This is a genomic window from Pelagibacterium lacus (genome assembly GCF_003345525.1).
In the GTDB taxonomy this organism is placed as follows: Bacteria; Pseudomonadota; Alphaproteobacteria; order Rhizobiales; family Devosiaceae; genus Pelagibacterium; species Pelagibacterium lacus.
The window spans coordinates 148649-170969 of record NZ_QQNH01000003.1; the positions used below are offsets into that span (position 1 = coordinate 148649).

The following is a 22321-nucleotide window of genomic DNA, read 5'->3' on the forward strand; positions in this document are numbered from 1 at the left end:
TCTTATGATGAAACCTGTCTATCCCAATCGTGTGGCAATTCAATAGGGCTTCGGCGACCCACACACGGGATTGATTGGACGGGCCGGCGCCGGGCATGCGAAAAGGGGGCGAGAGGAGACCGGACATGATCGCACGCCGCATTTTTCTCACGCGCGGGATCGCGCTGGCCGGCATGGCCGCCTTTGCCTATCCCTTCGGGGTTCGCGCGGCGCAAGAGGATTTTCCCTTCGCCCTGTCCGACGAAGACTGGCGCGAACGGCTCTCGGACATGGAATATCTCGTCCTGCGCCAGCATGGCACCGAACACGCCTTCACCTCGCCGCTCGACAAATTCTACGAGCCGGGCGTCTATCATTGCGCCGGGTGCGACGCGGCGCTCTATGCCTCCGAGGTCAAATATGACAGCCGCACCGGCTGGCCGAGCTTCTGGGAATCGCTGCCCGACGCCATCGGCACCTCCACCGACACCGCCTTCATGATGGTGCGCACCGAATGCCATTGCGCCAATTGCGGCGGGCATCTGGGCCATATCTTCGACGATGGCCCTCCGCCGACCGGCAAGCGCCATTGCATCAACGGCGTGGCGCTCCGGTTCGCCCCCGCCTGAGCGGCCCGCGACCCGGGCTTGTGGACTTGGACCGCCCGTGCCAGTCTCGCCGCCATGAAACTCACCATTATTGAAGCCGGCGCGCCGCCGGCGCCGCTCGCCGGGCGCTTCCCCTCCTATCCGGACATGTTCCAGGCCATGTTCGCCCGGCACGAGGCCGGATTCGGCCATGAGGTGGTGAAAATCCTCGACGGCGCTCCCTTGCCCGCCCCCGAAGGGCTCGATGCGGTGCTGATCACCGGTTCGCCGGCCGGCGCCTATGAGGACCATCTCTGGCTGCCGCCGCTGCGCCAGTTCATCCGCGCCGCCCATGACGCGGGGACCAGAATGGTGGGCGTCTGCTTTGGGCACCAGATCATCGCCGATGCCCTGGGCGGGGTGGTGCGCAAATCGGAAAAGGGCTGGGGGCTGGGGCGGCACGATTATGAGGTCGTGCCCTTCCCGCCCTATTTCGACCCCGGCCGCCCGAGCCTTGCCATCGCCTGCTCGCATCAGGACCAGGTGATCACTCCGCCTCTGGGCGCGTGGGTGGTGCTGCGCTCCGATTTCACCCCCAATGCGGGGCTGGTCTATGAAACGGGCCGGATCTTCACCGTCCAGCCGCATCCCGAGTTCGACGACGCCTATGCCCGCGAACTGGTGCAATTGCGGCGCGGGCGGGCCCCCGACGCGGTGATCGAGGCCGGCCTCGCCTCCATGGCCAGGCCCTCGGACGGCCCGGTGCTGGCGCGAGCCATCATCCGCTTCCTCGCCGCCTAGGATCGGAACGAAAACCGACGCTGGAGCGCCCGGCCTAGCCCTGCGTTAAGCCCGGCGCACAAAAGGGAACGGAGGACCCTTTTGTGCGTTCTCCTGCGCCTGACCGGCGGTGCGATCGGGTTTTCACGAAAAGGATGACCGGCATGCAAGCGGTTCTGTCTCGGTGTGTTCCCGACATCGGTTCGGTTGCGACTGTGCTTCTCGCAGGGGGGAGGGGGACGCGGCTCCACGAGCTGACCGAGGCGGAGGCCAAGCCCGCGATCCACTTCGCCGGCTCTCACCGCATCGTCGATTTCGCCATGGCCAATATCGTGCGCTCGGGCTTGCAGCGGCTGCTGGTCGCCACCCAGTTCGCGCCGCACACCCTCGCGGCCCATATCCCCTTGCACTGGGGGAGCCACTTCTCGCCGGGCAGCCTGCTCGTCAGGGACGGGCGCGACGCCTATCGCGGAACCGCCGATGCGGTGCGCCGGAACTGGCCCGTTCTCGTCGAATCGGGCGCCGAGGAGATTCTGGTCCTGGCCGCCGACCATGTCTACGCGATGGATTACGCCCAGTTGATCCAGGCCCATCGGGCGGCGCGCGCCGAGGTCACCGTCGCCGTCGATGTGGTGCCCCAGGCTGAAGCGCGCGAATTCGGCGTCATGCAGGCCGACCGTTCCGGACGAATCGTGTCCTTTCGCGAAAAGCCTGCCGATCCCCCGGCCATTATCGGCGAGCCGGGCTTCTCCATGGCCAGCATGGGCGTCTATGTCTTTTCCCGCTGCTGGCTCGACGCGGCGCTGGCTGACGATGACGCCCTCGATTTCGGCCATCATCTCATCCCGCGCGCCGTGGCCGATGGGGTGGCCATGGCCTATCGCCTGCCGGCCAGCCCCGAAACCGGACGGGCCTATTGGCGCGATGTGGGCACCCTCGACGCCCTGCGGCTCACTCAGCTCGATTTCGCCGAGGCTCTGCCGGTTCCGCTGCCCGATGCGGCTGATGCGCATTCCTGGCGGTTCGGCCGCGACAGCGTCCTGATGCCCGGCGCCAGCGTATCGCGCTTCGTGCGGCTGGCTCGCGCCATCGTCTCGCCCGGAGCGCATCTGCCGCCGGGGCTGGTGGTGGGCGAAGACCCGGTCGAGGACCGCCGCTGGTTCCGCCGCACCGAGGGCGGCACGGTGCTGGTCACCCCCGCCATGCTCCAACGCCGCGCCCAACTGCGTCCGCGCAAGACCTTGGTCGCCCTGCGCTCGGTCTCTCCCACGGCCCTCGGCGCCCGCCTGCGCCCCGCACTGGACAATCCAAATGCATAAAAAGCTCGATGCTGCCCCGCGTTTCGACCATCACGCCGGGCGGGCCGATAGTCTCGGCACCGAATATGACGGCGAGGGCACCAATTTCGCGCTGTTTTCGGACCACGCCACGCGGGTGGAGCTGTGCCTCTTCGACCCCGAAGGCAAGACCGAGATTCACCGCCTCGACCTGCCGGCCATGGAGGGCGGCATCTGGTTCGGCTATCTCCCCGGCATCGGACCCGGCCAGGTCTATGGCTATCGCGTGCACGGCCCCTACGCCCCCGAGGAGGGCCACAGGTTCAACCCCAACAAGCTGCTGCTCGATCCCTATGCCCGCGAGATCAAGGGCGAGATCGTGTGGGACGACGCGCTGCACGGCTATCGCATCGGCGAGGACGACCTCTCCTTCGACGAACGCGATAGCGCGCCCTTCATGCCCAAGGCCGTGGTCGCCGATACCCATTTCGACTGGGACACAGACGATGTGCTCCGCAACCGCTGGCAGGATACGGTGCTTTACGAGGCCCATGTGCGCGGGCTGACCATGCAGCACCCCGGAGTGCCGGAAAAGCTGCGCGGCACCTTTGCCGGGCTGGGGACCGAGCCGATCGTCTCTCACCTCAAATCTATCGGGGTCTCCGCCATCGAACTGCTGCCGGTGCATGCCTTCGCCAATGACCGCTATCTGGTCGACAAGGGATTGTCGAACTATTGGGGCTATTCCACCCTGGCCTTCTTCGCGCCGCACGCGCCCTATCTCCACACCGGGCAGATCCGCGAGGTCAAGCACGCCGTGCGCCAGTTCCACGCGGCGGGGATCGAGGTCATCCTCGACGTGGTGTTCAACCACACCGCCGAGGGCAACGAACAGGGTCCGACCCTGTCGTTCCGGGGCATCGACAATGCCAGCTACTACCTGCTTTCGCCGGAAAACCCCCGCCACAGCTTCGATACCACCGGCACCGGCAACACGCTCAACGTCGCCCATCCCATGGTGTTGCGCATGGTGCTCGACAGCCTGCGCTACTGGGTGCAGGCCATGCATGTGGACGGCTTCCGCTTCGACCTCGCCTCGACGCTGGGGCGCGAATCGGAAGGCTTCGAGCGCGACGGCTCCTTCTTCAACGCCCTGCGGCAGGACCCGGTGCTGGCCGGGGTCAAGCTCATCGCCGAACCCTGGGACGTGGGCGATGGCGGCTATCAGGTGGGCGGCTACCGCTGGCCGTTCCGGGAGTGGAACGACAAGTTCCGCGACGACACCCGTGCCTTCTGGCGCAAGGACCCGGGCATCCTGCCGGCCCTCTCCGAGCGGCTGGCCGGCTCGCCCGTCCAGTTCAACCACAGCCACCGCCCGGGGACCTCGAGCGTCAATTTCGTCGCCGCCCATGACGGGTTCACCCTATGGGACACGCTGAGCTACAACGACAAGCACAACGAGGCCAATGGCGAGGATAATCAGGACGGCCACGACAACAACCTCTCCGACAATATGGGGGCGGAGGGGGAGACCGATGACGAGGGGATCGTCGCGGCCCGCATCCGCCGCGCCCGCGCCATGCTGGCGACGACGCTGCTGAGCCAGGGCGTGCCGATGATCCTGGCCGGCGACGAGTTCGGCAATTCCCAGGGCGGCAACAACAATGCCTATTGCCAGGACAACGAGATTTCCTGGCTCGACTGGGCGCGGGCGCGCCCCGAACTGCAGCAGGCCATGGCGGCCTTGGCCGCCTTCCGTGCCGAGACGCAGATGTCCAAGGCGCGCTTCACCGTGGCCGAAACCGACGAACCCGACATCCAGCCCACCGCGCAATGGCTGCATCCGCGCGGCGGCGCCATGGGCGAGGAGGATTGGCAGGATGCCCAATTGCGCTCCATGGGCCTTTATCTGTGCGCAGGCCAGGGGCGGGACGTGCTGATCCTCGTCAATGCGGGCGACGACGCCGAATTCGCCCTGCCGGAGGGCGAATGGATCCTGCGGATCGACACGGCGCGCGATGCGGTGGGCTGCGAGGAGCCCGTCTCAGGCACCATCCCCATCTCCTGGCAGTCGGTCCTGGCGCTGGTCCCGCCGCAATAATGGCCGGGGAAGGGCCCTCAAGCCCTTGGACAGCGGCGCCCCGAACCGGGTAGGCTAAGGCTTTCCGCCTTGGCATGGGAGACTTAACCAATGAACAGGGAACTCAGCCTCTCCGGCCCGCTGGTCGATACGTCCTGGCTCGACAGCCGGTTGGCTCATCCCGATCTGGTCATCCTCGACGCCAGCTGGTATCTCCCCGATGCCGGGCGCGACGGCGCCGCCGAATTCGAGATCGAGCGCATCGCCGGCGCGCGCTTCTTCGATTTCAATACGCGCTTCGCCGATCCCGATACCGACCTGCCGCATATGCTGCCCTCGGCCGCGCGGTTCGAGACCGAGGCGCGCAAGCTCGGCATCAGCCAAACGAGCGTCATCGTCTGCTATGATGGCGCGGGGATTTTTTCCGCCCCGCGCGCCTGGTGGATGTTCAAGGCCATGGGCCATGACGCGGTGGCGGTGCTCGATGGCGGCTTTCCGGCCTGGAAGCGCCGGGGCGGAGCACTCGAATCCGGCAAGCCCGCCACCCCGCAACCGGGCGATTTCATCGCCCGGCCCGATCCGGCCCGCATCGCCGGCCTCGAAAGGGTGGACAAAACCCTGCGCTCCGGCGGGGCGAATATCCTCGATGCGCGCGGCGCCGCCCGCTTTGCCGGCACGGTCCCCGAGCCGCGCCCCGGCCTGCGCGCCGGCCATATGCCGGGCGCGGCCAATCTCCCCTATACCGAACTGCTCGCCGAGGGGCGTTTCAAGGACGCTGCGGACCTGCGCGACCTGCTCGGGAAGAAGGGCGTTACCGGCGACGAGCCGGTGATCACCACCTGTGGGTCCGGCGTCACCGCCTCGGTCCTCGCGCTGGGCATCGAGCAGGCCGGCCTGCCGCCCGCCGCGGTCTATGACGGGTCTTGGGCCGAATGGGGCGCACGGGACGACCTGCCGCTCGCCACCGGCAGCGACGGCAAGCCGTAAAGCCCCGCAGGGCCGCCCTATTGTCCGGCCCGGGCCCTGAGGCGCGGCAGGATGTGCTGGCTGTAGAGCGCCATGAAGCGGTCCTGGTCGGCACCGGGGGCATGAAACACCAGATGGTCGAAGCCCAGCTCGGCATAGTGCCAGATGCGCTCCACATGCTCGTCGGGGTCCGAGGATACGATCCAGCGCTTGGCCACCCTCTCGATGGGCAGGGCGTCGGCCAGCTTTTCCATTTCCAGCGGGTCCTCGACGCTCATCTTTTCCTCCGGCGTCAGCGCCAGCGCGCCCCAGAACCGTGTGTCCTCGAGCGCCCGCCCGGGATCGGTGTCGAAGGAGACCTTGACCTCGATCATCCGCTCGAAGGGCTTTTGCGGATCGGCCGCCTCGGCAAGCCCGGCTTCCAGATTGGGGATCAGGGTTTCGGTGTAAAGGGTCTCGGCCTTGCCCGAGGTGCAGATGAAGCCGTCGCCGGCCCGGCCGGCATATTTGGCCGTTTGCGGCCCGGCCGCTGCGACATAGATCGGCACCGGCTTTTCCGGCCGGTCATAGATGGTGGCCTGCTCGGTGCGATAATACTCGCCCTCGAAATCGACCCGCTCCCCGGCCCATAGCGTGCGCATCAGCGTTACCGCCTCGCGCAGGCGGGCGAAGCGCTCCTTGGGCGAGGGCCACTCCATGCCGGTCGCCGGCACCTCGTTGAGCGATTCCCCGGTGCCGATCCCCAGGATCACCCGGTCGGGATAGAGCTGGCCCAGCGTCGCAAAGGCCTGCGCCACGATGGAGGGATGATGGCGGAAGGTCGGGGTGAGAACGCTGGTCCCCATGGTGATGGTCGAGGTGCTGGCCCCCAGCGCCCCGAGCCAGGCGAGGGAAAAGGGCGCATGCCCGCCCGTATGCCGCCAGGGCTGGAAGTGATCGCTGATGAAGACGGAATCGAACCCGGCCTTTTCCGCCGCGATGCCGAAGCCGAGAAGCGCGGAGGGGCTGAACTGCTCGGCCGAAGCCTTGTATCCGAAACGCATGATGGGCCCTTTGTCGTTTTATCGCTGCCGGCCGGACTGCTGCCGGCCCGAGGTGATCCTGCCCTGTCGCGGCCGGCTCGGAAAGCCCCCTCTCGCCCATCGGCCAAAGGGAACGATAATGTGTGTGCAAAAGGGGTTTTTGAGAAAACCGTTCTCTTTTCCCGCTCCCCGCGGGCACGGCAAATGGACTAAGGTCCCGCCAAAATCGTCTTGGAGGACTTTTCGATGAAGCTCGATACCATTGCCCTGCACCATGGCTATACGCCCGAAGCCACGACCCGGTCGGCGGCGGTGCCCATCTACCAGACCACGTCCTATACCTTCGACAACACCCAGCATGGCGCGGACCTGTTCGACCTCAAGGTCGAAGGCAATATCTATACCCGCATTATGAACCCCACCAATGCGGTGCTGGAACAGCGCGTGGCGGCCATGGAGGGCGGCATCGGCGCTCTCGCCGTGGCCTCGGGCATGGCGGCGATCACCTATGCCATCCAGACCATTGCCGGTGTGGGCGACAATATCGTTTCGGTGAGCCAGCTCTATGGCGGCACCTATAATCTGTTCATGCATTCGCTGCCGCGCCAGGGCATCGAGGTGCGCATGGCCAAGGGCGACGATTTCGAGGCCTTCGACCGGCTGATCGACGCCAACACCAAGGCGGTGTTCTGCGAATCCATCGGCAACCCGGCCGGCAATATGGTCGATATCGAAAAGCTCGCCGAGATCGCCCATCGCCATGGGGTTCCGCTGATCGTCGACAACACCGTCGCCACGCCCTATCTGTGCCGCCCCTTCGATCTGGGCGCCGATATCGTCGTGCACGCGCTGACCAAATATATCGGCGGGCACGGCAATTCTATCGGCGGCATCATCGTCGATTCCGGCAAGTTCGACTGGGTGGCCAACAAGGACCGCTTCCCCATCCTCAATGAGCCCGATGCCTCCTATCACGGCGTGGTCTATACCGAGGCGCTGGGAGCCGCGGCCTATATCGGGCGCTGCCGCGTGGCACCGCTGCGCAATACCGGCGCGGCGCTCGCCCCGCAAAACGCCTTCCTCATCCTCATGGGGCTGGAGACCCTGGGCCTGCGCATCCAGCGCCATTGCGAAAACGCCCTGGCGCTGGCGCAATATCTCGAAAACCATCCCAAGGTGAACTGGGTCAATTATGCCGGGCTCGCCTCGAGCCCCTACAAGGCCATTTGCGACCGGCTCTACAAGGGCAAGGCCTCGGGCATCGTCAGCTTCGGGGTCAAGGGCGGCCGCGAGGCCGGGGGCCGGTTCATCGACAATCTCAAGATGATCTACCGGCTGGTCAATATCGGCGACGCCAAGTCGCTGGCCTGCCATCCCGCCACCACCACCCATCGCCAGCTCAGCCCCCAGGAACTGGAGGAAGCCGGCGTCTCGGAAGACCTCGTCCGCATCTCGGTGGGCATCGAGGATATCGAGGACATCATCGCCGATGTCGAGCAGGCGCTCGCCGCGGTCTGATTGTAACCCCATGAGAAAGGCCCGCTTTGCGGGCCTTTCCTTCTAAAAGCCGGTGGAGGTTAGTGGATCGACGCCGAACAGGGCTGCATGGCCGCCATGGAGCAGCCAGGCGCTGAGCCCGGCGGCCAGAAGCGCGGCGATCACCATCGGCAGGTCGATCCGCAAACGCGTGCGCCCCTGCGCCATGGCGAGGAAGGGGATCACCGAACTGGTCGCGGCGAGAGCGTCCCAGCGCGCGCCCAGCTTGCGCCGGGCCCGCCGGTCCCCCAGCGCAAATCCCGCCGCCGCAAGCGCCGCCATGCTCCCGAACAGCAGCACCGACCGCAGATCGCCATTGGGCGGAATGTGCGAAAGGGCCCAGAGCAGCGCCCCCCAGAACACCGGATGCCGCGTGATGCGGGCAATGCCGCTGCGCGTGTCCGTTGCGCCCGGCCGCAGGCTGAGCGAGAGTGGATTGGGCGAGATGAGGCCGGCCACCAGCAGGAACAGCGCCACCGGCATCAGCCCGATCGTCACCCAGGCCTGCCAGCCCGCCATCGGCCACAGGACCACCACCGGCGCCCAGAGCGTCGCGAGGATCAGCCAGATGAGGGTAAGGGTCGAAAGGACCGAATGGAGGGCGATATAGCCCGGTCGGCCCAGCCGCTCGATCATCCTGTCGCGCATGCCGGGGATCACCGGGATGAGATGGAGGATCAGGAACACCGCAAGCGCCAGGGCGAGATGCAACATGGTCAGTCATTCTTCCATTGCCGGGCGGGCTTGCCGCTGAGCCTATGCGGGGCCCGGGGTTCGATCCAGAGCTAACGGGCGCTGCGACACGATGTCCATGCGCGCACCTTGCGCCCGATCGTGGAGAGGCACATCCTATAGGCCAGCAAGGGCACGATCGAACGAGTGGCGTGGTGAAACTCTTTTTCCAGCGCATGGCGAGCGGCGGCATCCCCCGCGGCGTGGCGCAAACGGGGCCGGCCATCCTCTCCTATGGCTTCCGGCCGTTCTTCCTCGCGGCCGGCCTATGGGCGATCGCCGCCATGGCCCTCTGGATCGCCGCGCTGACCTATGGCCTCGCCATCGGCGGCAGCCTGGGCGCGGTCCATTGGCATGCCCATGAAATGGTGTTCGGCTATACCAGCGCCGTCCTGGCCGGCTTCATGCTGACCGCCATCCCCAACTGGACCGGCCGATTGCCGGTCTCCGGGCCGCCGCTTCTGGTCCTGGTGCTGATCTGGCTGGCCGGCCGCCTGGTCTTTCTCGTGCCCGATCTTCTGGGCGCCGGCGTTTCCCTCATCGTCGAGGCCGCCTTCCTGCCGGCCCTGGCCCTCATCGCCCTGCGCGAGATCGTCGCCGGCCGCAACTGGAAGAACCTCAAGATCCTCGGGGCCATCCTTGCCCTTGCCGGTGCCGATATCTGGTTTCATGTGCATTTGGCCGGGGGCGGGGTGCCGGCCGCGCCGCTGCGTCTCGCCATCGGCGCCTGGGTGGTGCTGATCATGCTGGTCGGCGGGCGCATCATCCCCAGCTTCACGCGCAACTGGCTGGCGCGCCAGGGGAGCAAGAACCTGCCCGCAGCCTTCGGCCGTCTCGATCAGGCCGCCATCCTCATGGCCGCCATCGGCCTCCTCGCCTGGACGGTCTGGCCCGAGGGGCCCGTAACGGCCGTCCTCTGCGCCGCCGCGGCGCTGATCCATGCCGTGCGGCTGGTCCGCTGGCGTGGATATGCCTGCCTCGCCGAACCTATCGTCGCCGTGCTGCACGTCGCCTATCTGATGCTGGTGGCCGGCCTCGCCCTCGTCGCGGCCTCGGCCATGGGCTGGCTCGGCTATGAGGCGGCGATCCACCTCATGCTGATCGGCGCCATCGGCGGCATGACGCTGGCGGTCATGTCCCGCGCGGCGCTGGGGCACACCGGCCGTCCCATACGGGCCAGCCGCCTGACGGTCCTCGCCTATATCCTCGTCTTTGCCGCCGCCATCGCGCGGCCCCTGGTCGATCTCGCGCCGCAGCACCATATGACGATGCTCGCGGCGAGCGGCATCCTGTGGGTGCTGGCCTTTTCCGCCTTCACCTGGGTCTATGCCCCGGTCCTGCTCTCGCCCCGCGTGAGGGCTTCCAACTAGAAAAGCGTGTCCATGCTGCGTCTCGTCTTCCTCATCCTCGGATTGCTCTGCGTGGGCATCGGCCTGGTCGGCATGGCGGTGCCCATCCTGCCGACCACGCCCTTCCTCCTGCTGGCGGCGCTGTGCTTTGCTCGCAGTTCGGCGCGGCTGCATGCCTGGCTGCTCGGCCACCGGACGTTCGGCCCGCTGATCCGCGATTGGCAGGCCGAGGGTGCCATCGGCCCGGGGGCCAAGACCATGGCGCTGGCCAGCATGGCGCTCGCCATCGCCATCACCGTGGCGCTGGCGCTGCCCCTGCATGTCCTGCTGATCCAGGCCCTGGTGCTGGCCAGCGCGGCGGCCTTCATCCTGTCCCGCCCGGCCCCCACCCGCCGGGACCGGGGCGCGGGCAATCCCGCCAACCCATAGGAGCGCTGCGATGCTGGCGGCGGGCTTCACGACGGCGACCACGCTACTTGTCGGGCGGGCCGTTCCGCTCGCCGGCAGCACGGAGGTGAGCGGCATCGACAAACGGCCGTCGGCCGGCCCGCTGCATCTGGGGCGCGAGGGCTTCGACGGCGACGAGCAGGGCGACCGCAAGGTGCATGGCGGGCCCGAAAAGGCCGTGCACCATTATGCCGCCGATCATTATCCTTACTGGCGGAGCGAACTGGGCCTGCGCCCGGTGCTCGCCACCGCCGGAGCGTTCGGGGAGAACATCTCCGCTGACGGGCTGACCGAGGATATGGTCGCGGTGGGTGACGTGTTCCGCCTTGGCACGTCGCTGCTGCAGGTGTCGCAGGGACGACAGCCCTGCTGGAAGCTCAATCTGCGTTTCGGTCAGCCCGACATGGCGCGGCGGGTGCAACGGACCGGGCGCACGGGCTGGTATTACCGCGTGCTCGAACCCGGCACCGTTACGCCGTGCGACCGGTTGACCCTTGTCGACCGCGTGGCGCCGGACTGGACCCTCCACCGGCTCTGGCACGTCTTCTATGTCGACCGCCTCGACCGCGAGGCGCTGCGCGGCATGGCCGACCTTGCGGTCTTGTCCGAGGGGTGGCGGGCCCGCGCGGCGAAACGGCTGCACAGCGGCCGGGTGGAGGACTGGTCCGCGCGGCTCGACGGGCGCAAATGATGGCGATGGGCCTTGCCCCATCGGGCCCGCGGGTGGATAACACAAAGAGATGTGAGGCGCGCGAAGGCGCGAACGCCAATGACCGGGAATTCCCCAGCGATCAAGCGGGCCTATGAGCCGGCCGACAAGGAGGACGGCTACCGGGTGCTGGTCGACCGGCTCTGGCCGCGCGGGCTGCATAAGGACGATGCTGCGCTCGACGAATGGCTGAAGGACGTGGCCCCCAGCACCGAACTGCGCAAATGGTTCAACCACGATCCCGAACGTTTTCCCGAGTTCCGCCGCCGCTACCGAAAGGAACTGTCGGACAATCCGGATGTCGAGAAGCTGGCGGCGCTGGCCAAAAAGGGCAAGCTGACGCTGGTCTATTCCGCCCGCGACGAGACGCACAATCAGGCCCGGGTGCTCGCCGAATATCTGGCGGAGCGGCAGAGGAGCCATAAATGAGCCGGGAGGAGGGGCGTGTCGAGGCGTTGCTGGGCTGCCGCCACCCCATCGTGCTGGCCGGGATGGGCGGGGTGGCGCGCTCGGATCTGGTCGCGGCGGTCACCGAAGCCGGCGGCTTCGGCTTTCTGGGCATGGTGCGCGAGCCCGTCGGCCTGATCCGGAGCGAGGTGGAGGCGCTGCGCGCGCGGGGCCATCGGAACTTCGGGGTCAACCTCATCCCCGCCGCGACCGACAAGAACCTGCTGGAGCGGCAGGTCGACGCCATCATCGATCTCGGCGTTCCCGCCGCCATGCTGTTCTGGGCCGTCGACGCCCCTGTGGTGCGGCGCCTGCGCGCGGCGGGGGTCACCGTGGTGCATCAGGTGGGATCGCCCGAGGAAGCGCGCGAGGCGGTGGAGGCCGGGGCGCAGGCGATCATCGCCCAGGGGTGCGAGGCAGGCGGGCATGTGCGCGGCACCACTCCCTTGCGCCGCTTGTTGCCTGCGGTCTGCCGCGCGGTCGCCGTGCCGGTGCTGGCGGCTGGGGGGCTGGCCACCGGGACCGATCTCGTCACCGCCCGGGCCCTCGGCGCGAACGGCATCGTTCTCGGCACCGCGCTGATCGCCGCGAGAGAATCCTTTGCCCATGACCATCACCGCCAAAGGCTGATTGCCGCCCGGCCCGAGGATACGCTCCTCACCGACGCTTTCCACGTCAACTGGCCCGACGGCGCCATGGTGCGGGTGCTGGCGAGCGCGGTGACCCGGGGAGAGCGCGGCGACCCGCGCGGCGCCTCGGAAGTGATCGGCGAGGAGGAGGGGCGGCCGATCTACCTGTTCTCCACCGATTCCCCCCTGCGCTCCATGAGCGGGGATTTCGAGGCCATGGCGCTCTATGCCGGCACCGGTGTCGGCGCTGTCACTGCCATCCGGCCTGCCGCCGCCATTATTGCCGACATCCTCGCTGGGGCCGACGCCCTCCTGGATGAGGACGGCGACCCCGAACACGCAGTCTCCGCCTCCCCGACCTGTTATGCCGGGGAAATGGGCGGCGCCTATATGGGCCTCCTTGACGACGCCGAGACAGCGGCCGAAATGGACGCCATCCTCGCGCTCCTGTCGCAGGGGCTGATCGCCGCGCTGGAGCGGCGGGGCGACGGACCAAATCAGCCGCCCTTCGAAGGGGCCGATCCGCTCTATGCCCGCCATATCCTCGCCCTGCGGCCATTTGCCTCCGGATCGCCTGGTCGGCCCGCGCCCGAAAGTGGCGTGGCGCCAGAGGCCCTGCCGGCCGCCATTGCCGCCCGGGTGCGCGCCGTCCTGCCGCGCTTGCCGGAGACCGCGGGCCGGCGGCGATTGCTGGCGCTGGCGCAGGCGCTGGAAACCAGGGCGATTCCTGTCGTTTGAGGGTTTTTGCTCCGTCTTCGGATGCCATTTCCGGTTGGCGCGGTCGGCCGCGCTGTGAATAATTTGGAATGCTATTCCAATTGAGAAACAAATATCGTAACGTCCCGGCCAAGGAGAGCCCAGATGACAGTTGCCGCAGTTGCCCGGTGCTTGAACGTGCTAGAGGCTTTGGCCGGAGAGGCGGAATCGGTTGAATTGACCGATCTGGCCGCGCGACTCGACATGCCGGCCAGTGCGCTGCACCGGCTGATGACCACGCTGATCGCCCAGGGCTGGGTGGTGCAGGACCCGCACAGCCAGCGCTATGCGCTCTCGCTCCGCATGGCGACGCTCGCCTTCCGCAATCTCGATGCCCGCGCGGTGCCCGATGTGGTGAGCGCCGTATTGCAGAAACTGGCCCGCCGCACCCGGGAATATTGCCGCCTGGCTATTGTCGAGGGCGAGGATCTTGTATGGGTGGCGCGGGCCCAGGGTGCGGTGACCGGCCTGCGCTACGACCCCGACATGGGTCAGGAAATCGTCCTCCACGCCACCGCCAACGGCAAGGCCTGGCTTTCGACCCTGCCCGAAGAAGAAGCCTTGCGCATCGTCTATGCAAGGGGCTTTTCCGCCAAGCGCGAGCTGGGCCCCAAAAGCGCCTCGACCATCGACGAGTTCCGCCAGAAGCTCACCGAGACCCGCCAGCGCGGCTACGGCATCTCGCTCGAGGAGGCCGAGGCCGGCACCGCGGCCATCGCCGTGCCGTTCTTCTCCAGCACCGCGCCGGGGGCGGCGGTGGCCGGCACGATCAGCGTGGCCGGCCCCACCGTGCGCATCCCGCCCGAACGGTTCGGCGAACTGGCCGAGGCGCTGCACGAGGCGGCGCGGGAAATCGCCGGCATCTGGCCGCTGCGCAGCCGCCAGCGCGGCCGTCTCAATCATTCTGCTGCCGTAGAGGCCGTATCATGACGCAAATATCGATGCTTCGGCGGGTGGCCGAGCCGGCCCTCTGGTTCGTCGGCCTTCTTGTGGTCTGGGAAATCCTGGTGCGGGGCTTCGCCGTGCCGACCTTCATCCTGCCCGCGCCGAGCCAGTTTCTCACCCAGATGGTGGTCGACTATCAAAGGCTGGCCCAGCATGGCTGGGCGACCACCCAGATGATCCTTATCGGCTTTGTGGCCGGTGCGGTTCCGGGGCTGATCCTCGCCTATCTCATCGCGCGTTTCCGTCTGGCCGAGCAGATCCTTTATCCGGTGGTGGTGTTCATCCAGGGCCTGCCCAAGATCACCCTGGCGCCGCTGCTGCTGGTGTGGTTCGGCTTTTCCGACTTCCCGAAAATCCTGCTCACCGCGCTGATCACCTTCTTTCCCGTGCTGGTCGATGCGGTCACCGGCTTTCGCTCCATCGACAAGCGGCAATATTATCTCAGCCGCTCCATGGGCGCCTCCTGGTGGCAGACCTTCTCCAAATTCGAGCTGCCCACCGCCGCGCCCTACATCTTCTCGGGCTTCCGCATCACCGTCGTCGTCGCCGTCACCGTGGTGATCGTCGTCGAATGGCTCAATTCCCAGACCGGGCTCGGCTATCTGGTGCTGCGCGCCATGGACAGCTCCAACACGCCGCTCCTGTTCGCCATCCTGTTCGTCGGCTCGATGATCGGGGTCGCGCTGAGCGCCTGCGTGACGCTGGCCGAAAGACTCTTGCTGCCGTGGAAACAGGCCTGACGGCGCAAGCGGAGAAAAAGCTTCACTTCAAGGAGGATATCATGACTGCATGTTCAACCAAGGCTCTTATCGTCTCGCTGCTGATGGCGACGGCGCTGCCGGGAGCGGCCCTCGCCCAGGACCATGTCAGCGTCCAGATGAACTGGACGGCGGACTCCGCCCATCTGGGCTTCGCCATGGCCGAGAGCCTGGGCATCTATGACGAATACGATCTCGACGTGGAGATGATCGAGGGGCGCGGCTCGGCCGTCGCTGCCCAACTCGTCGCCACGGGTCAGGTCGATCTGGGCTATGCCGACGCGGTCGCCGCGCTCAACGTGGCGTCCCAGGGTGCGCCGATCCGCATCATCTCGACCATCTGGAAATCCGGCCAGTTCGGCATCCAGTCCCTGGCCGATTCGGGGATCGAGGGACCCCAGGACCTCATCGGCAAGCGCCTTGCCGTTTCACCCGGCTCGGCCATGCTGCCTCTGATTCCGGTGTTCCTGCGCGCCAATGGCATCGCCGAGGGCGACGTGGAGATCACCAACTCGTCGGAAAACGCCTTTATCGGCCTTCTGACCTCGGGTCAGGTCGACGCGGTGTCCCAGACGCCGGAAAACATCGTCGTGCCGCTGGCCGCCGAGGGCATCGAAGCCAACAACATGTATTTCTACACCAATGGCGTACCGCTGGCGAGCCTCAGCCTCGTCGGCCGCGAGGACAAGCTGGCCGAGCGTCCGGAGGTCTTCTCCCGCTTCCTCGAGGCCACGGCCAGGGGCTGGCAGGAAGCCATGCAGGACCCCGAAGCCGCCGTCGAGGCGCTGATGGAGATGTTCCCCGAAACCGAACATTCGCGCGAAGCGCTGCTCCAGGCCGCCGAATACAGCTTCGCCTCGGTCTGCCCGGGTGGGGAAGGCGACATCATCGGCTACACCTCGGCGGAAACCTGGGACGAGATGTATGACGTGATGACCACGGCCATGGACCTCTCCGCCGACCGGCCGGTCGCCGACTACTATACGCTCGATTACACCCCGGAAACGGACGTTCTCTGCAATTGAGCGCCAACGGCTCCGCGCCAAGATCGAGCGGGCCATCGCCCGCTCGAAACAGATCATAGGCTGCAATCATGTCGGAACAGGCTTTGAGCACCCCTCAAACCGAACGCTCCCCCCTCTGGTACAGGCTGGACCGCCTCCGCTCGTCCTTCGCGGGCTCGGCCGTGCTCGGCCTTTTGGCCATCGCCGCGCTGCTCGGCCTGTGGGAGTGGCTGGCGACGCTTTACAACGTGCCGCTCTGGCTGGTGCCCAAGCCCTCCAACTTCCTCGGCCGGCTGGTGTCGGACTGGCAGATGATCGGCGGCCACGCCATCGCCACCTCGATCACCATCGTCGAGGGCTTTGCGCTCGGCGTGCTGATCGCCGTTCCCCTCGCCCTGGCCATCGCCGCCATTCCCGCCCTGGAGCGCGGGCTCTATCCGGTGATCGTCTTTCTCAACATCATGCCCAAGACCGTCATCGGGCCCATTCTGATCGTCTGGTTCGGGATCGGCCCGCTGGTCGCGGCGCTCATCGTCTTCCTGATGTGCTTTTTCCCCATCCTGGTCGACGCCATGTCCGGCTTCAAGGCCGTCGACAAGCGCCTGTTCTACATTTCGCGCACCATGGGCGCCAATGAGTGGCAGAGCTTCTGGAAGTTCCGCCTGCCGGCCGCCATGCCGCATATCTTTTCCGGGATGAAGATCGGCGTGGTCAAGGCCGTCGAGGGCGTAATCGTCGCCGAATTCATCGCATCCAATCGCGGACTGGGATTCATGGTCATGCAGGCCTCCGCCTTCATGGATATTTCTCTCATGTTCGCCGGGCTGGTGGCCGCCGCCATCGTCGCCCTGTTCTTCAACGGCGCCATGAGCGTGGCCGAACGGGTTCTGATGCCCTGGTCGCGGGCCGGACACTAGGAAAGCTCAGCACAATGAACCAAGTATCGATGACAAGCGCCCTGTCGACCGGCCAGACCTCCGTCGCCGGAGCCTCCATCACCGCACAGGCCATCACCAAGACCTATGGCGAAGGCCCGGCCGCCTTCCATGCCCTTGGTCCCATCGATCTCGATATCAAGCCCGGCGAGTTCGTCAGCCTGATCGGCCCCTCCGGCTGCGGCAAGAGCACGACGCTGCTGCTCGCCTCGGGGCTCGAGCCCCTGAGTTCGGGAACCCTCGAGGTCGACGGCAAGCCGCTCACGAGGCCCCTTTCGGAGGTGGGGATCGTGTTCCAGGACCATCTGCTGCTCGATTTCCGCACCGCGCTCGACAATGTCATGTTGCAGCAGGAAATCCGCGGTCTCGATAAGGCCGTCATCCGCGAGCGCGCCGACATGCTGTTCGACCGGCTGGGGCTCAAGGGCGCCCAGAAGAAATATCCCCGCCAGCTTTCCGGCGGCATGCGCCAGCGCGTGTCGATCGCCCGGGCCCTGGTGCACGACCCCTCCATGCTGCTGATGGACGAGCCCTTCGGCGCGCTCGACGCCATCACCCGCACCCAGATCCGCCACGACCTGGAAATGCTGTGGCTCGAAACCCGCAAGACGGTCCTCTTCATCACCCATTCCATCGAGGAGGCGGTGGGCCTTTCGGACCGGGTGCTGGTGATGTCGACCAGCCCGGGGCGGATCATCGAGGAGATCAAGATCGACCTGCCGCGCCCGCGCCCGGCCCATCTGGGCGAATATCCCGAATTTTCCGCCTATGCCGAGAAGATCTATTCGATCTTCGCCAAGCTCGGCGTCTACAAGTTTTGAGACGGGGAGTTATCGTGTCGGCGGGCAGGATCGTCATCAATCACGCCACGGTGCGCGAGACCGCCGACATGGTGGCCTTTGCGCGCCTGTGCGCCGAGCGCGGGCTCGATACCGTCTCCATCTGGGGTTCGGAAATCGACAAGGTGGGAGAGAAGGCGGCCCGCGCGGCGCTCGAGGAAACCGGCCTCAAGGTGTCGGGCTATAACCGGGTCGGCCCATTCGAGCCGCAATTTCTCGACCGGGCCCGCTTCGAGCTCGAACGGGCGGCGCGCTTCGGGGCCGATCACGTGCTGGTTTTCACCGGCGGGCTGGCCTCCGGAGACCGCGATCTCGCCGCCTGCCGCCGCCGCCACGAGGATGTCATCGGTAGTCTGCTCGATCTGGCCCGCGATGTGGGGATCACGCTCGCCCTCGAACCGCTCCATCCCATGCTGGTCGGCGATCGCACCACCCTCGCCAGCCTCTCCCATGCCAATGCCCTGTGCGATGCGCTGGGCGAGGGGGTCGGCATCGTCATCGACGTGCATCACGTCTGGTGGGACGAAAGGCTGGGCGCCGAGATCGCGCGCGCCGGGCAAGCCAGGCGCATTGTCGGCTATCACGTCAATGACTGGCTCGTCCCCACCCGGCATCTGCTGCGCGACCGCGGCATGATGGGCGATGGGGTGATCGACCTTGCCGGGGTGACCCGGATGGTCCGCGACGCCGGCTTTGCCGGCCCCATCGAGGTGGAGATCTTTTCCGACGACTGGGCGCGGCGCAGCGCGGCCGAGGTGATCGATCTTTCCATCGCACGCTGCGCGGCGATTTTTGGCGGAGCGCTCGCGGCATGACCGACCTCATTCCCAATCTCGACGGGAGCTCGCGCATCTATGCGGTGTTCGGAGACCCGATCGCCCAGGTGCAGACCCCGGCCCTGATCAACCCCCTGTTCGCCGCCGCCGGGCGCAATCTCTTCGCGGTGCCCTTCCACGTGACCGCCGCCGCCTTCCCGGCCACCTGGGACGCTTTGGCCGCCCTGCCCAATATTGCCGGGATCGGCGTCACCGTGCCGCACAAGATCGCGGCGGCACAGCGCTGCGATACGCTGACCGATACGGCCCAGGCGGTGGGCGCGGTCAATTCCATCCAGCGCGATGGCGAGGGGCGTCTGCATGGCGCGCTGTTCGACGGGGTCGGCTTCGTTGCCGGGCTGGGCGATGCGGCCGACAGGCTCCGCAATGCCCGCGTGCTGATGGTCGGGGCCGGTGGCGCCGGGCGGGCTATTGCCCATGCGCTCGCCGCAGCGGGGGTGGCCCGGCTCGATCTCATGGATCTCAGCCCGCAATCGATCGCCGACACCGCCGCCATCGCCAATGCCGCCGCCGGGCAGGAGATCGCATTCCCGGCCGAAGGCGGACGCTTCGACCATGACGTGATCGTCAATGCCTCGCCGATCGGGCTCAAGGGCGACGCCCGCTTCCCGGTGCCCGAGGCGGCGCTGGAGCCGGGCATGCTGGTCGCCGATATCGCGGCACTGGGCAAGATCACCCCGCTGCTCGAAGCCGCCCGGCGCCGGGGCTGCGCGACCTCTGACGGCCATGACATGCTCACCGCCCAGATCGCCATCATCGCCGGCTTCGCAGCCGGCCTGCCGGCCGGGACGGCACTCGTCGCTTGAGGCCAAAGCGTTTCCAGGAAAAGTGGAACCGGTTTTCCGGTTCGGAAACGCGATAAAACAGAGAACCTAAGCCCAGATTGCCATGAAGTGCTCGGCGGTCAGCCCCACCTGCCCATGGATCATTTCAAGCCCGGAATGAATCTGGGCGTTACGGGCCCTCGCCGCTTCGAGCAGCGCGGTGATCTCGGGCTTGGCCACCACTTCGGCTACCGTCATCGTCTCGTCGAGCACATCGGGAGGGAAGGGCAGCGGGTCGCTCGCCGCCATGCCCAGAGCCGTCGCGTTGATGACGAGGGCGCCGCGCTCCGGCACCACCGGGCCGGCCACGGCAAAATTGCGGCCGGCGGCGCTGTTGATGGCCTGGACCAGCGCCTCGGCCTTGGATGGCGTGCGGTTGGCGATGGTGAGTCTTGCGATGCCCGCTTCGAGGAGAGCGAAGGCGATGGCCATGGCGGCGCCACCGGCCCCCACCATCACCGCGTCGCGGCCTTCGAGAGGGATATTCTTCGCCCTCAGCCCGCCGACAAAGCCCACGCCGTCGAATTGATAGCCGCGGAAGCTGCCATCGCGCTCCCGCCGCACCAGATTGACCGCCCCGACCCGCGCCGCCAGCGGGTCGATGCTGTCGCACAGCGCAAGCGCCGCCTGCTTATGGGGCAGGGTGACGCCGAAGCCGATGAGATTGGGCATGGCTTTCAGCCCCTGCCACACGGTCGCGAGGTCTGCGGCCGGCACATGCAGCGGCACGCAGGCGATATCGGCCCCCGCCTTGGCGAAGATCGCGTTGATGGCCGTGGGCGTACGCACCTGGGCGATGGGATCGCCGATCAGCCCCATCAGACGCGTCGTGCCGCTGATCGCCACGCCGTCTACCATGACAAATCCTCGCGCTTGAGCCAGACAAGGCTGCCGTCCTCGACCCCGACCACGAGGTCGAGCTGGCCGCGTCCGGCCCAGTCCACCGCCTCGGGCGAGGCCACATGCATGGCCATGGCGATGGTCTCGCCCTTCCAGGCCATGGCGCGGGGCAGGGAAAATACCGGTTCCTCCGGCGTGCCCACATTGCGGCAGTAAAAGAGCCCCGCCTGCTTTGTGGTGTTGCGCGGCGCCCCCTCGGGCCCCGGCGGCACGGAGGCGCGGGCATGGGTGCCGAAGATCAGATCCTTGCGCCCGGTGCCCTCCCAATCGCAGACGCACAGCTTGGCGCGACCCCGTCCGCCGCCGACATCGACGGTGAAACTCATGATCTCGCCGGTCTCCCAGCGGATGAAACGCTTGTCGTCGAGCTCGGTGTCTCCCACCCGCCGATAGTCGGCGAGCCGGCCTTCCTCGTCGAGGCACAGGTAATGCAGCGCCCCCGAACCGGTCCAGTCGACGACGGCCGGGCGTACCCGCCACACGGTCTTGAGCGGCTTGCCGCCATGATGGAGCAATTGTGCGGCGGCGAAGTTCGGCGGGTAGGCGCCGTCGCCGAGATTGCGGTAGAAGCGGTGATGCCCCAGCACGTCGCTGACCAGCAGGTCCGCATGGCCGTCGCCATCCCAGTCGGCGATGGTGGGGCAGCTATAGCCGAACATGATCTCCGAGGGCCCCTGGATGGAACCGGGGAGCCCCGCCGCGATGCGGATGGGCGCGCCATCGGCGGTCAGCAGGCTGTCGCGGCCCAGCGTGGGCGTGTCGTGCGGCCCCATGGCGGGAAAGAACATCAATTCGCCGCTCGAATTTCCCACCACGAGGTCGTATCGGCCGCGGCCGGAGAAATCATGGGCGGCCGGGGAGGGCAGGGCGCCCGCATGGATCACCGGCGCGCTGGTCTCGACCCGGCCGACCTTCTCGAACACCGGATGACCGTCCTCGCCGGTGCCGCAATTGCGCAGATAAGTGACATACCCATCCTCTGCGCCGACGAGAATGTCGAGCCGGCCGTCGCCATTCCAGTCCACCACGCAGGGCATGTGGATGCACTGGTCGAGCTCCAGGGGCGCGCCCTCCGGCCCCTTGATCAGCGAGAGCGGCTGGAAATGCCCGTCCTCGGCCTGGCGGGCGATGTGCAATATGTTCCAGAACTCCCCGGCGATGAGGGACGTGGTCTTGCCGTCGAAGGCACCGAAGGCCGGGCCGAGCTGGCCATAGACTTCGAGCGGGTTTTCCCCGGCCCGCATGGCGGTGCCGCGCGAAAGGACCGGCGCGGCGAGGGTGCCGGTATTCTTGAAGACATAGAGAAAGCCGCGCAGCGGTCCGCCCAGCCATCGCCCGGCATCGTCATAGGCGCGATAGCCCTCGTCGTTCCACTCCAGCCCGTTGGGCCAGTAATCGTTCCAGTAATCGCTGCCGACCACCAGTTCGAGCTCGCCATCGCCGTCGATGTCGACGAAGCGCGCCATGTGGAAATATTCGTTGCCCTTCACCCAGTCGGCCTCGAGGTCGAGGGCGATCGGATCGCCGAACCGCGGCGCGCCGGGCTCCCCGATATTGGGGAAGATGTAGATCTGCTTGCGCATGCGGGAAGCGGAGACGAGGTGGAAGATGTCGCCGTCGCGATAGGCGGTGACATAGCCCCTTACGCCCTCGATCAGTTCCTGGGCTCCCAGGACCGGCGTGCCGTCCGGGTTCTGGCCGATCTCGCGGCGCAGGAAGACCCGCCCGTCATAGCAGGGGTCCCAGGCCGATAGCAGCAGGTCGCGACCGCCATCCCCATCCCAGTCGAGCACGTCGACGCAGGTGATGATTCGCCCGTCCACAAAGGCGCGCTCGACGCTCGGGTCATAGGTGATGGCGGCCTCGCCGTAAAAAGGCCCGGTCCACACATTTGCATCGTCTTCCCACCGCTTGACGCTCAAGCTCGCCTCCTTGTAGATTTCTGGAATTGAATTCTGAAACGAAAGCGTATCATAAAAATGCG

At 66.9% G+C, this 22321-nt stretch carries 22 protein-coding genes; 18 read left to right on the forward strand and 4 right to left on the reverse strand.

Annotated elements, in window-relative coordinates; translation table 11 throughout:
* Positions 1-125 precede the first annotated feature (125 nt).
* The 5 genes from msrB to sseA all read left to right on the forward strand — a co-directional run bounded on the left by msrB (position 126) and on the right by sseA (position 5690).
* Positions 126-608, forward strand: coding sequence for a peptide-methionine (R)-S-oxide reductase MsrB (gene msrB, locus DVH29_RS03695; protein ID WP_114644810.1), 483 nt, complete (start codon positions 126-128; stop codon positions 606-608).
* Between the two features lie 54 nt (positions 609-662).
* The gene (locus DVH29_RS03700) at positions 663-1367 is read left to right on the forward strand and encodes a glutamine amidotransferase-related protein (protein ID WP_114644811.1); all 705 of its coding nucleotides are present in this window, start codon (positions 663-665) and stop codon (positions 1365-1367) included.
* 194 nt (positions 1368-1561) lie between these two features.
* Positions 1562-2665, forward strand: a complete 1104-nt coding sequence (locus DVH29_RS03705) for a sugar phosphate nucleotidyltransferase (protein WP_199562513.1) — start codon at positions 1562-1564, stop codon at positions 2663-2665.
* The gene (glgX, locus tag DVH29_RS03710) at positions 2658-4724 is read left to right on the forward strand and encodes a glycogen debranching protein GlgX (protein WP_114644812.1); all 2067 of its coding nucleotides are present in this window, start codon (positions 2658-2660) and stop codon (positions 4722-4724) included. The genes DVH29_RS03705 and glgX overlap by 8 nt, the downstream gene beginning before the upstream one ends.
* Before the next feature lie 90 nt (positions 4725-4814).
* Positions 4815-5690 carry a 3-mercaptopyruvate sulfurtransferase gene (gene sseA, locus DVH29_RS03715; protein WP_114644813.1) on the forward strand — a complete coding sequence of 292 codons (876 nt, stop codon included), beginning with the start codon at positions 4815-4817 and terminating at the stop codon, positions 5688-5690.
* A 17-nt stretch (positions 5691-5707) separates the two neighbouring features.
* Here the strand turns inward: sseA and fgd are convergent, their stop codons facing one another.
* The gene (gene fgd / locus DVH29_RS03720) at positions 5708-6712 is read right to left on the reverse strand and encodes a glucose-6-phosphate dehydrogenase (coenzyme-F420) (protein WP_245944866.1); all 1005 of its coding nucleotides are present in this window, start codon (positions 6710-6712) and stop codon (positions 5708-5710) included.
* Positions 6713-6937: 225 nt separating this feature from the next.
* Here fgd and DVH29_RS03725 point away from each other — a divergent pair, with 225 nt between their 5' ends.
* Entirely contained in the window at positions 6938-8209 is a 1272-nt protein-coding gene (locus DVH29_RS03725; RefSeq protein ID WP_114644815.1) for an O-acetylhomoserine aminocarboxypropyltransferase/cysteine synthase family protein, read from the forward strand.
* Positions 8210-8251: 42 nt separating this feature from the next.
* On the opposite strand, the gene DVH29_RS03730 is transcribed toward DVH29_RS03725, so the two are convergent.
* Positions 8252-8941 (reverse strand): NnrU family protein, encoded by a 690-nt coding sequence (locus DVH29_RS03730; RefSeq protein WP_199562514.1) that lies wholly within the window; start codon positions 8939-8941, stop codon positions 8252-8254.
* Positions 8942-9135: 194 nt separating this feature from the next.
* On the opposite strand from DVH29_RS03730, the gene DVH29_RS03735 reads away from it, so the two are divergent.
* The 12 genes from DVH29_RS03735 (at position 9136) to DVH29_RS03790 (ending at position 19419) form a co-directional block, all read left to right on the forward strand.
* The gene (locus DVH29_RS03735) at positions 9136-10329 is read left to right on the forward strand and encodes an NnrS family protein (protein ID WP_114644871.1); all 1194 of its coding nucleotides are present in this window, start codon (positions 9136-9138) and stop codon (positions 10327-10329) included.
* 12 nt (positions 10330-10341) lie between these two features.
* On the forward strand, positions 10342-10737 hold the full coding sequence (locus tag DVH29_RS03740) for a YbaN family protein (RefSeq protein WP_199562515.1): 396 nt from the start codon (positions 10342-10344) through the stop codon (positions 10735-10737).
* Between the two features lie 10 nt (positions 10738-10747).
* On the forward strand, positions 10748-11446 hold the full coding sequence (locus tag DVH29_RS03745; protein WP_114644816.1) for an MOSC domain-containing protein: 699 nt from the start codon (positions 10748-10750) through the stop codon (positions 11444-11446).
* A 78-nt stretch (positions 11447-11524) separates the two neighbouring features.
* Positions 11525-11893, forward strand: coding sequence for a DUF488 domain-containing protein (locus DVH29_RS03750; RefSeq protein WP_114644817.1), 369 nt, complete (start codon positions 11525-11527; stop codon positions 11891-11893).
* Positions 11890-13278, forward strand: a complete 1389-nt coding sequence (locus tag DVH29_RS03755; protein ID WP_114644818.1) for an NAD(P)H-dependent flavin oxidoreductase — start codon at positions 11890-11892, stop codon at positions 13276-13278. Before DVH29_RS03750 ends, DVH29_RS03755 begins: the two co-directional genes overlap by 4 nt.
* Positions 13279-13401: 123 nt before the next feature.
* Positions 13402-14226, forward strand: coding sequence for an IclR family transcriptional regulator (locus tag DVH29_RS03760; protein ID WP_114644819.1), 825 nt, complete (start codon positions 13402-13404; stop codon positions 14224-14226).
* Complete coding sequence (locus DVH29_RS03765) at positions 14223-14981, forward strand: ABC transporter permease (protein ID WP_114644820.1); 759 nt, start codon at positions 14223-14225, stop codon at positions 14979-14981. The genes DVH29_RS03760 and DVH29_RS03765 overlap by 4 nt, the downstream gene beginning before the upstream one ends.
* A gap of 41 nt (positions 14982-15022) precedes the next feature.
* The gene (locus DVH29_RS03770; protein WP_114644873.1) at positions 15023-16024 is read left to right on the forward strand and encodes an ABC transporter substrate-binding protein; all 1002 of its coding nucleotides are present in this window, start codon (positions 15023-15025) and stop codon (positions 16022-16024) included.
* An 83-nt stretch (positions 16025-16107) separates the two neighbouring features.
* Entirely contained in the window at positions 16108-16920 is an 813-nt protein-coding gene (locus DVH29_RS03775) for an ABC transporter permease (RefSeq protein ID WP_158541547.1), read from the forward strand.
* 14 nt (positions 16921-16934) lie between these two features.
* Complete coding sequence (locus tag DVH29_RS03780) at positions 16935-17759, forward strand: ABC transporter ATP-binding protein (protein WP_114644822.1); 825 nt, start codon at positions 16935-16937, stop codon at positions 17757-17759.
* Between the two features lie 14 nt (positions 17760-17773).
* Positions 17774-18592, forward strand: a complete 819-nt coding sequence (locus DVH29_RS03785; RefSeq protein ID WP_114644823.1) for a sugar phosphate isomerase/epimerase family protein — start codon at positions 17774-17776, stop codon at positions 18590-18592.
* Positions 18589-19419 (forward strand): shikimate dehydrogenase family protein, encoded by an 831-nt coding sequence (locus DVH29_RS03790; protein ID WP_114644824.1) that lies wholly within the window; start codon positions 18589-18591, stop codon positions 19417-19419. The genes DVH29_RS03785 and DVH29_RS03790 overlap by 4 nt, the downstream gene beginning before the upstream one ends.
* A 66-nt stretch (positions 19420-19485) precedes the next feature.
* Here DVH29_RS03790 and DVH29_RS03795 read toward each other — a convergent pair whose 3' ends face one another.
* Positions 19486-20295, reverse strand: coding sequence for a shikimate dehydrogenase family protein (locus DVH29_RS03795; protein WP_114644825.1), 810 nt, complete (start codon positions 20293-20295; stop codon positions 19486-19488).
* Positions 20289-22259, reverse strand: coding sequence for an FG-GAP repeat domain-containing protein (locus DVH29_RS03800; protein ID WP_114644826.1), 1971 nt, complete (start codon positions 22257-22259; stop codon positions 20289-20291). The genes DVH29_RS03795 and DVH29_RS03800 overlap by 7 nt, the downstream gene beginning before the upstream one ends.
* Positions 22260-22321 lie beyond the last annotated feature (62 nt).

Coding starts and splice junctions, on each gene's coding strand:
- DVH29_RS03790 (WP_114644824.1), top strand. CDS start 18,589: ATGACCGACCTCATTCCCAATCTCGACGGGAGCTCGCGCATCTATGCG.
- DVH29_RS03700 (WP_114644811.1), top strand. CDS start 663: ATGAAACTCACCATTATTGAAGCCGGCGCGCCGCCGGCGCCGCTCGCC.
- DVH29_RS03740 (WP_199562515.1), top strand. CDS start 10,342: ATGCTGCGTCTCGTCTTCCTCATCCTCGGATTGCTCTGCGTGGGCATC.
- DVH29_RS03765 (WP_114644820.1), top strand. CDS start 14,223: ATGACGCAAATATCGATGCTTCGGCGGGTGGCCGAGCCGGCCCTCTGG.
- DVH29_RS03735 (WP_114644871.1), top strand. CDS start 9,136: ATGGCGAGCGGCGGCATCCCCCGCGGCGTGGCGCAAACGGGGCCGGCC.
- DVH29_RS03730 (WP_199562514.1), bottom strand. CDS start 8,941: ATGTTGCATCTCGCCCTGGCGCTTGCGGTGTTCCTGATCCTCCATCTC.
- msrB (WP_114644810.1), top strand. CDS start 126: ATGATCGCACGCCGCATTTTTCTCACGCGCGGGATCGCGCTGGCCGGC.
- fgd (WP_245944866.1), bottom strand. CDS start 6,712: ATGCGTTTCGGATACAAGGCTTCGGCCGAGCAGTTCAGCCCCTCCGCG.
- DVH29_RS03770 (WP_114644873.1), top strand. CDS start 15,023: ATGACTGCATGTTCAACCAAGGCTCTTATCGTCTCGCTGCTGATGGCG.
- DVH29_RS03760 (WP_114644819.1), top strand. CDS start 13,402: ATGACAGTTGCCGCAGTTGCCCGGTGCTTGAACGTGCTAGAGGCTTTG.
- DVH29_RS03725 (WP_114644815.1), top strand. CDS start 6,938: ATGAAGCTCGATACCATTGCCCTGCACCATGGCTATACGCCCGAAGCC.
- DVH29_RS03750 (WP_114644817.1), top strand. CDS start 11,525: ATGACCGGGAATTCCCCAGCGATCAAGCGGGCCTATGAGCCGGCCGAC.
- DVH29_RS03745 (WP_114644816.1), top strand. CDS start 10,748: ATGCTGGCGGCGGGCTTCACGACGGCGACCACGCTACTTGTCGGGCGG.
- sseA (WP_114644813.1), top strand. CDS start 4,815: ATGAACAGGGAACTCAGCCTCTCCGGCCCGCTGGTCGATACGTCCTGG.
- glgX (WP_114644812.1), top strand. CDS start 2,658: ATGCATAAAAAGCTCGATGCTGCCCCGCGTTTCGACCATCACGCCGGG.
- DVH29_RS03755 (WP_114644818.1), top strand. CDS start 11,890: ATGAGCCGGGAGGAGGGGCGTGTCGAGGCGTTGCTGGGCTGCCGCCAC.
- DVH29_RS03780 (WP_114644822.1), top strand. CDS start 16,935: ATGAACCAAGTATCGATGACAAGCGCCCTGTCGACCGGCCAGACCTCC.
- DVH29_RS03795 (WP_114644825.1), bottom strand. CDS start 20,295: ATGGTAGACGGCGTGGCGATCAGCGGCACGACGCGTCTGATGGGGCTG.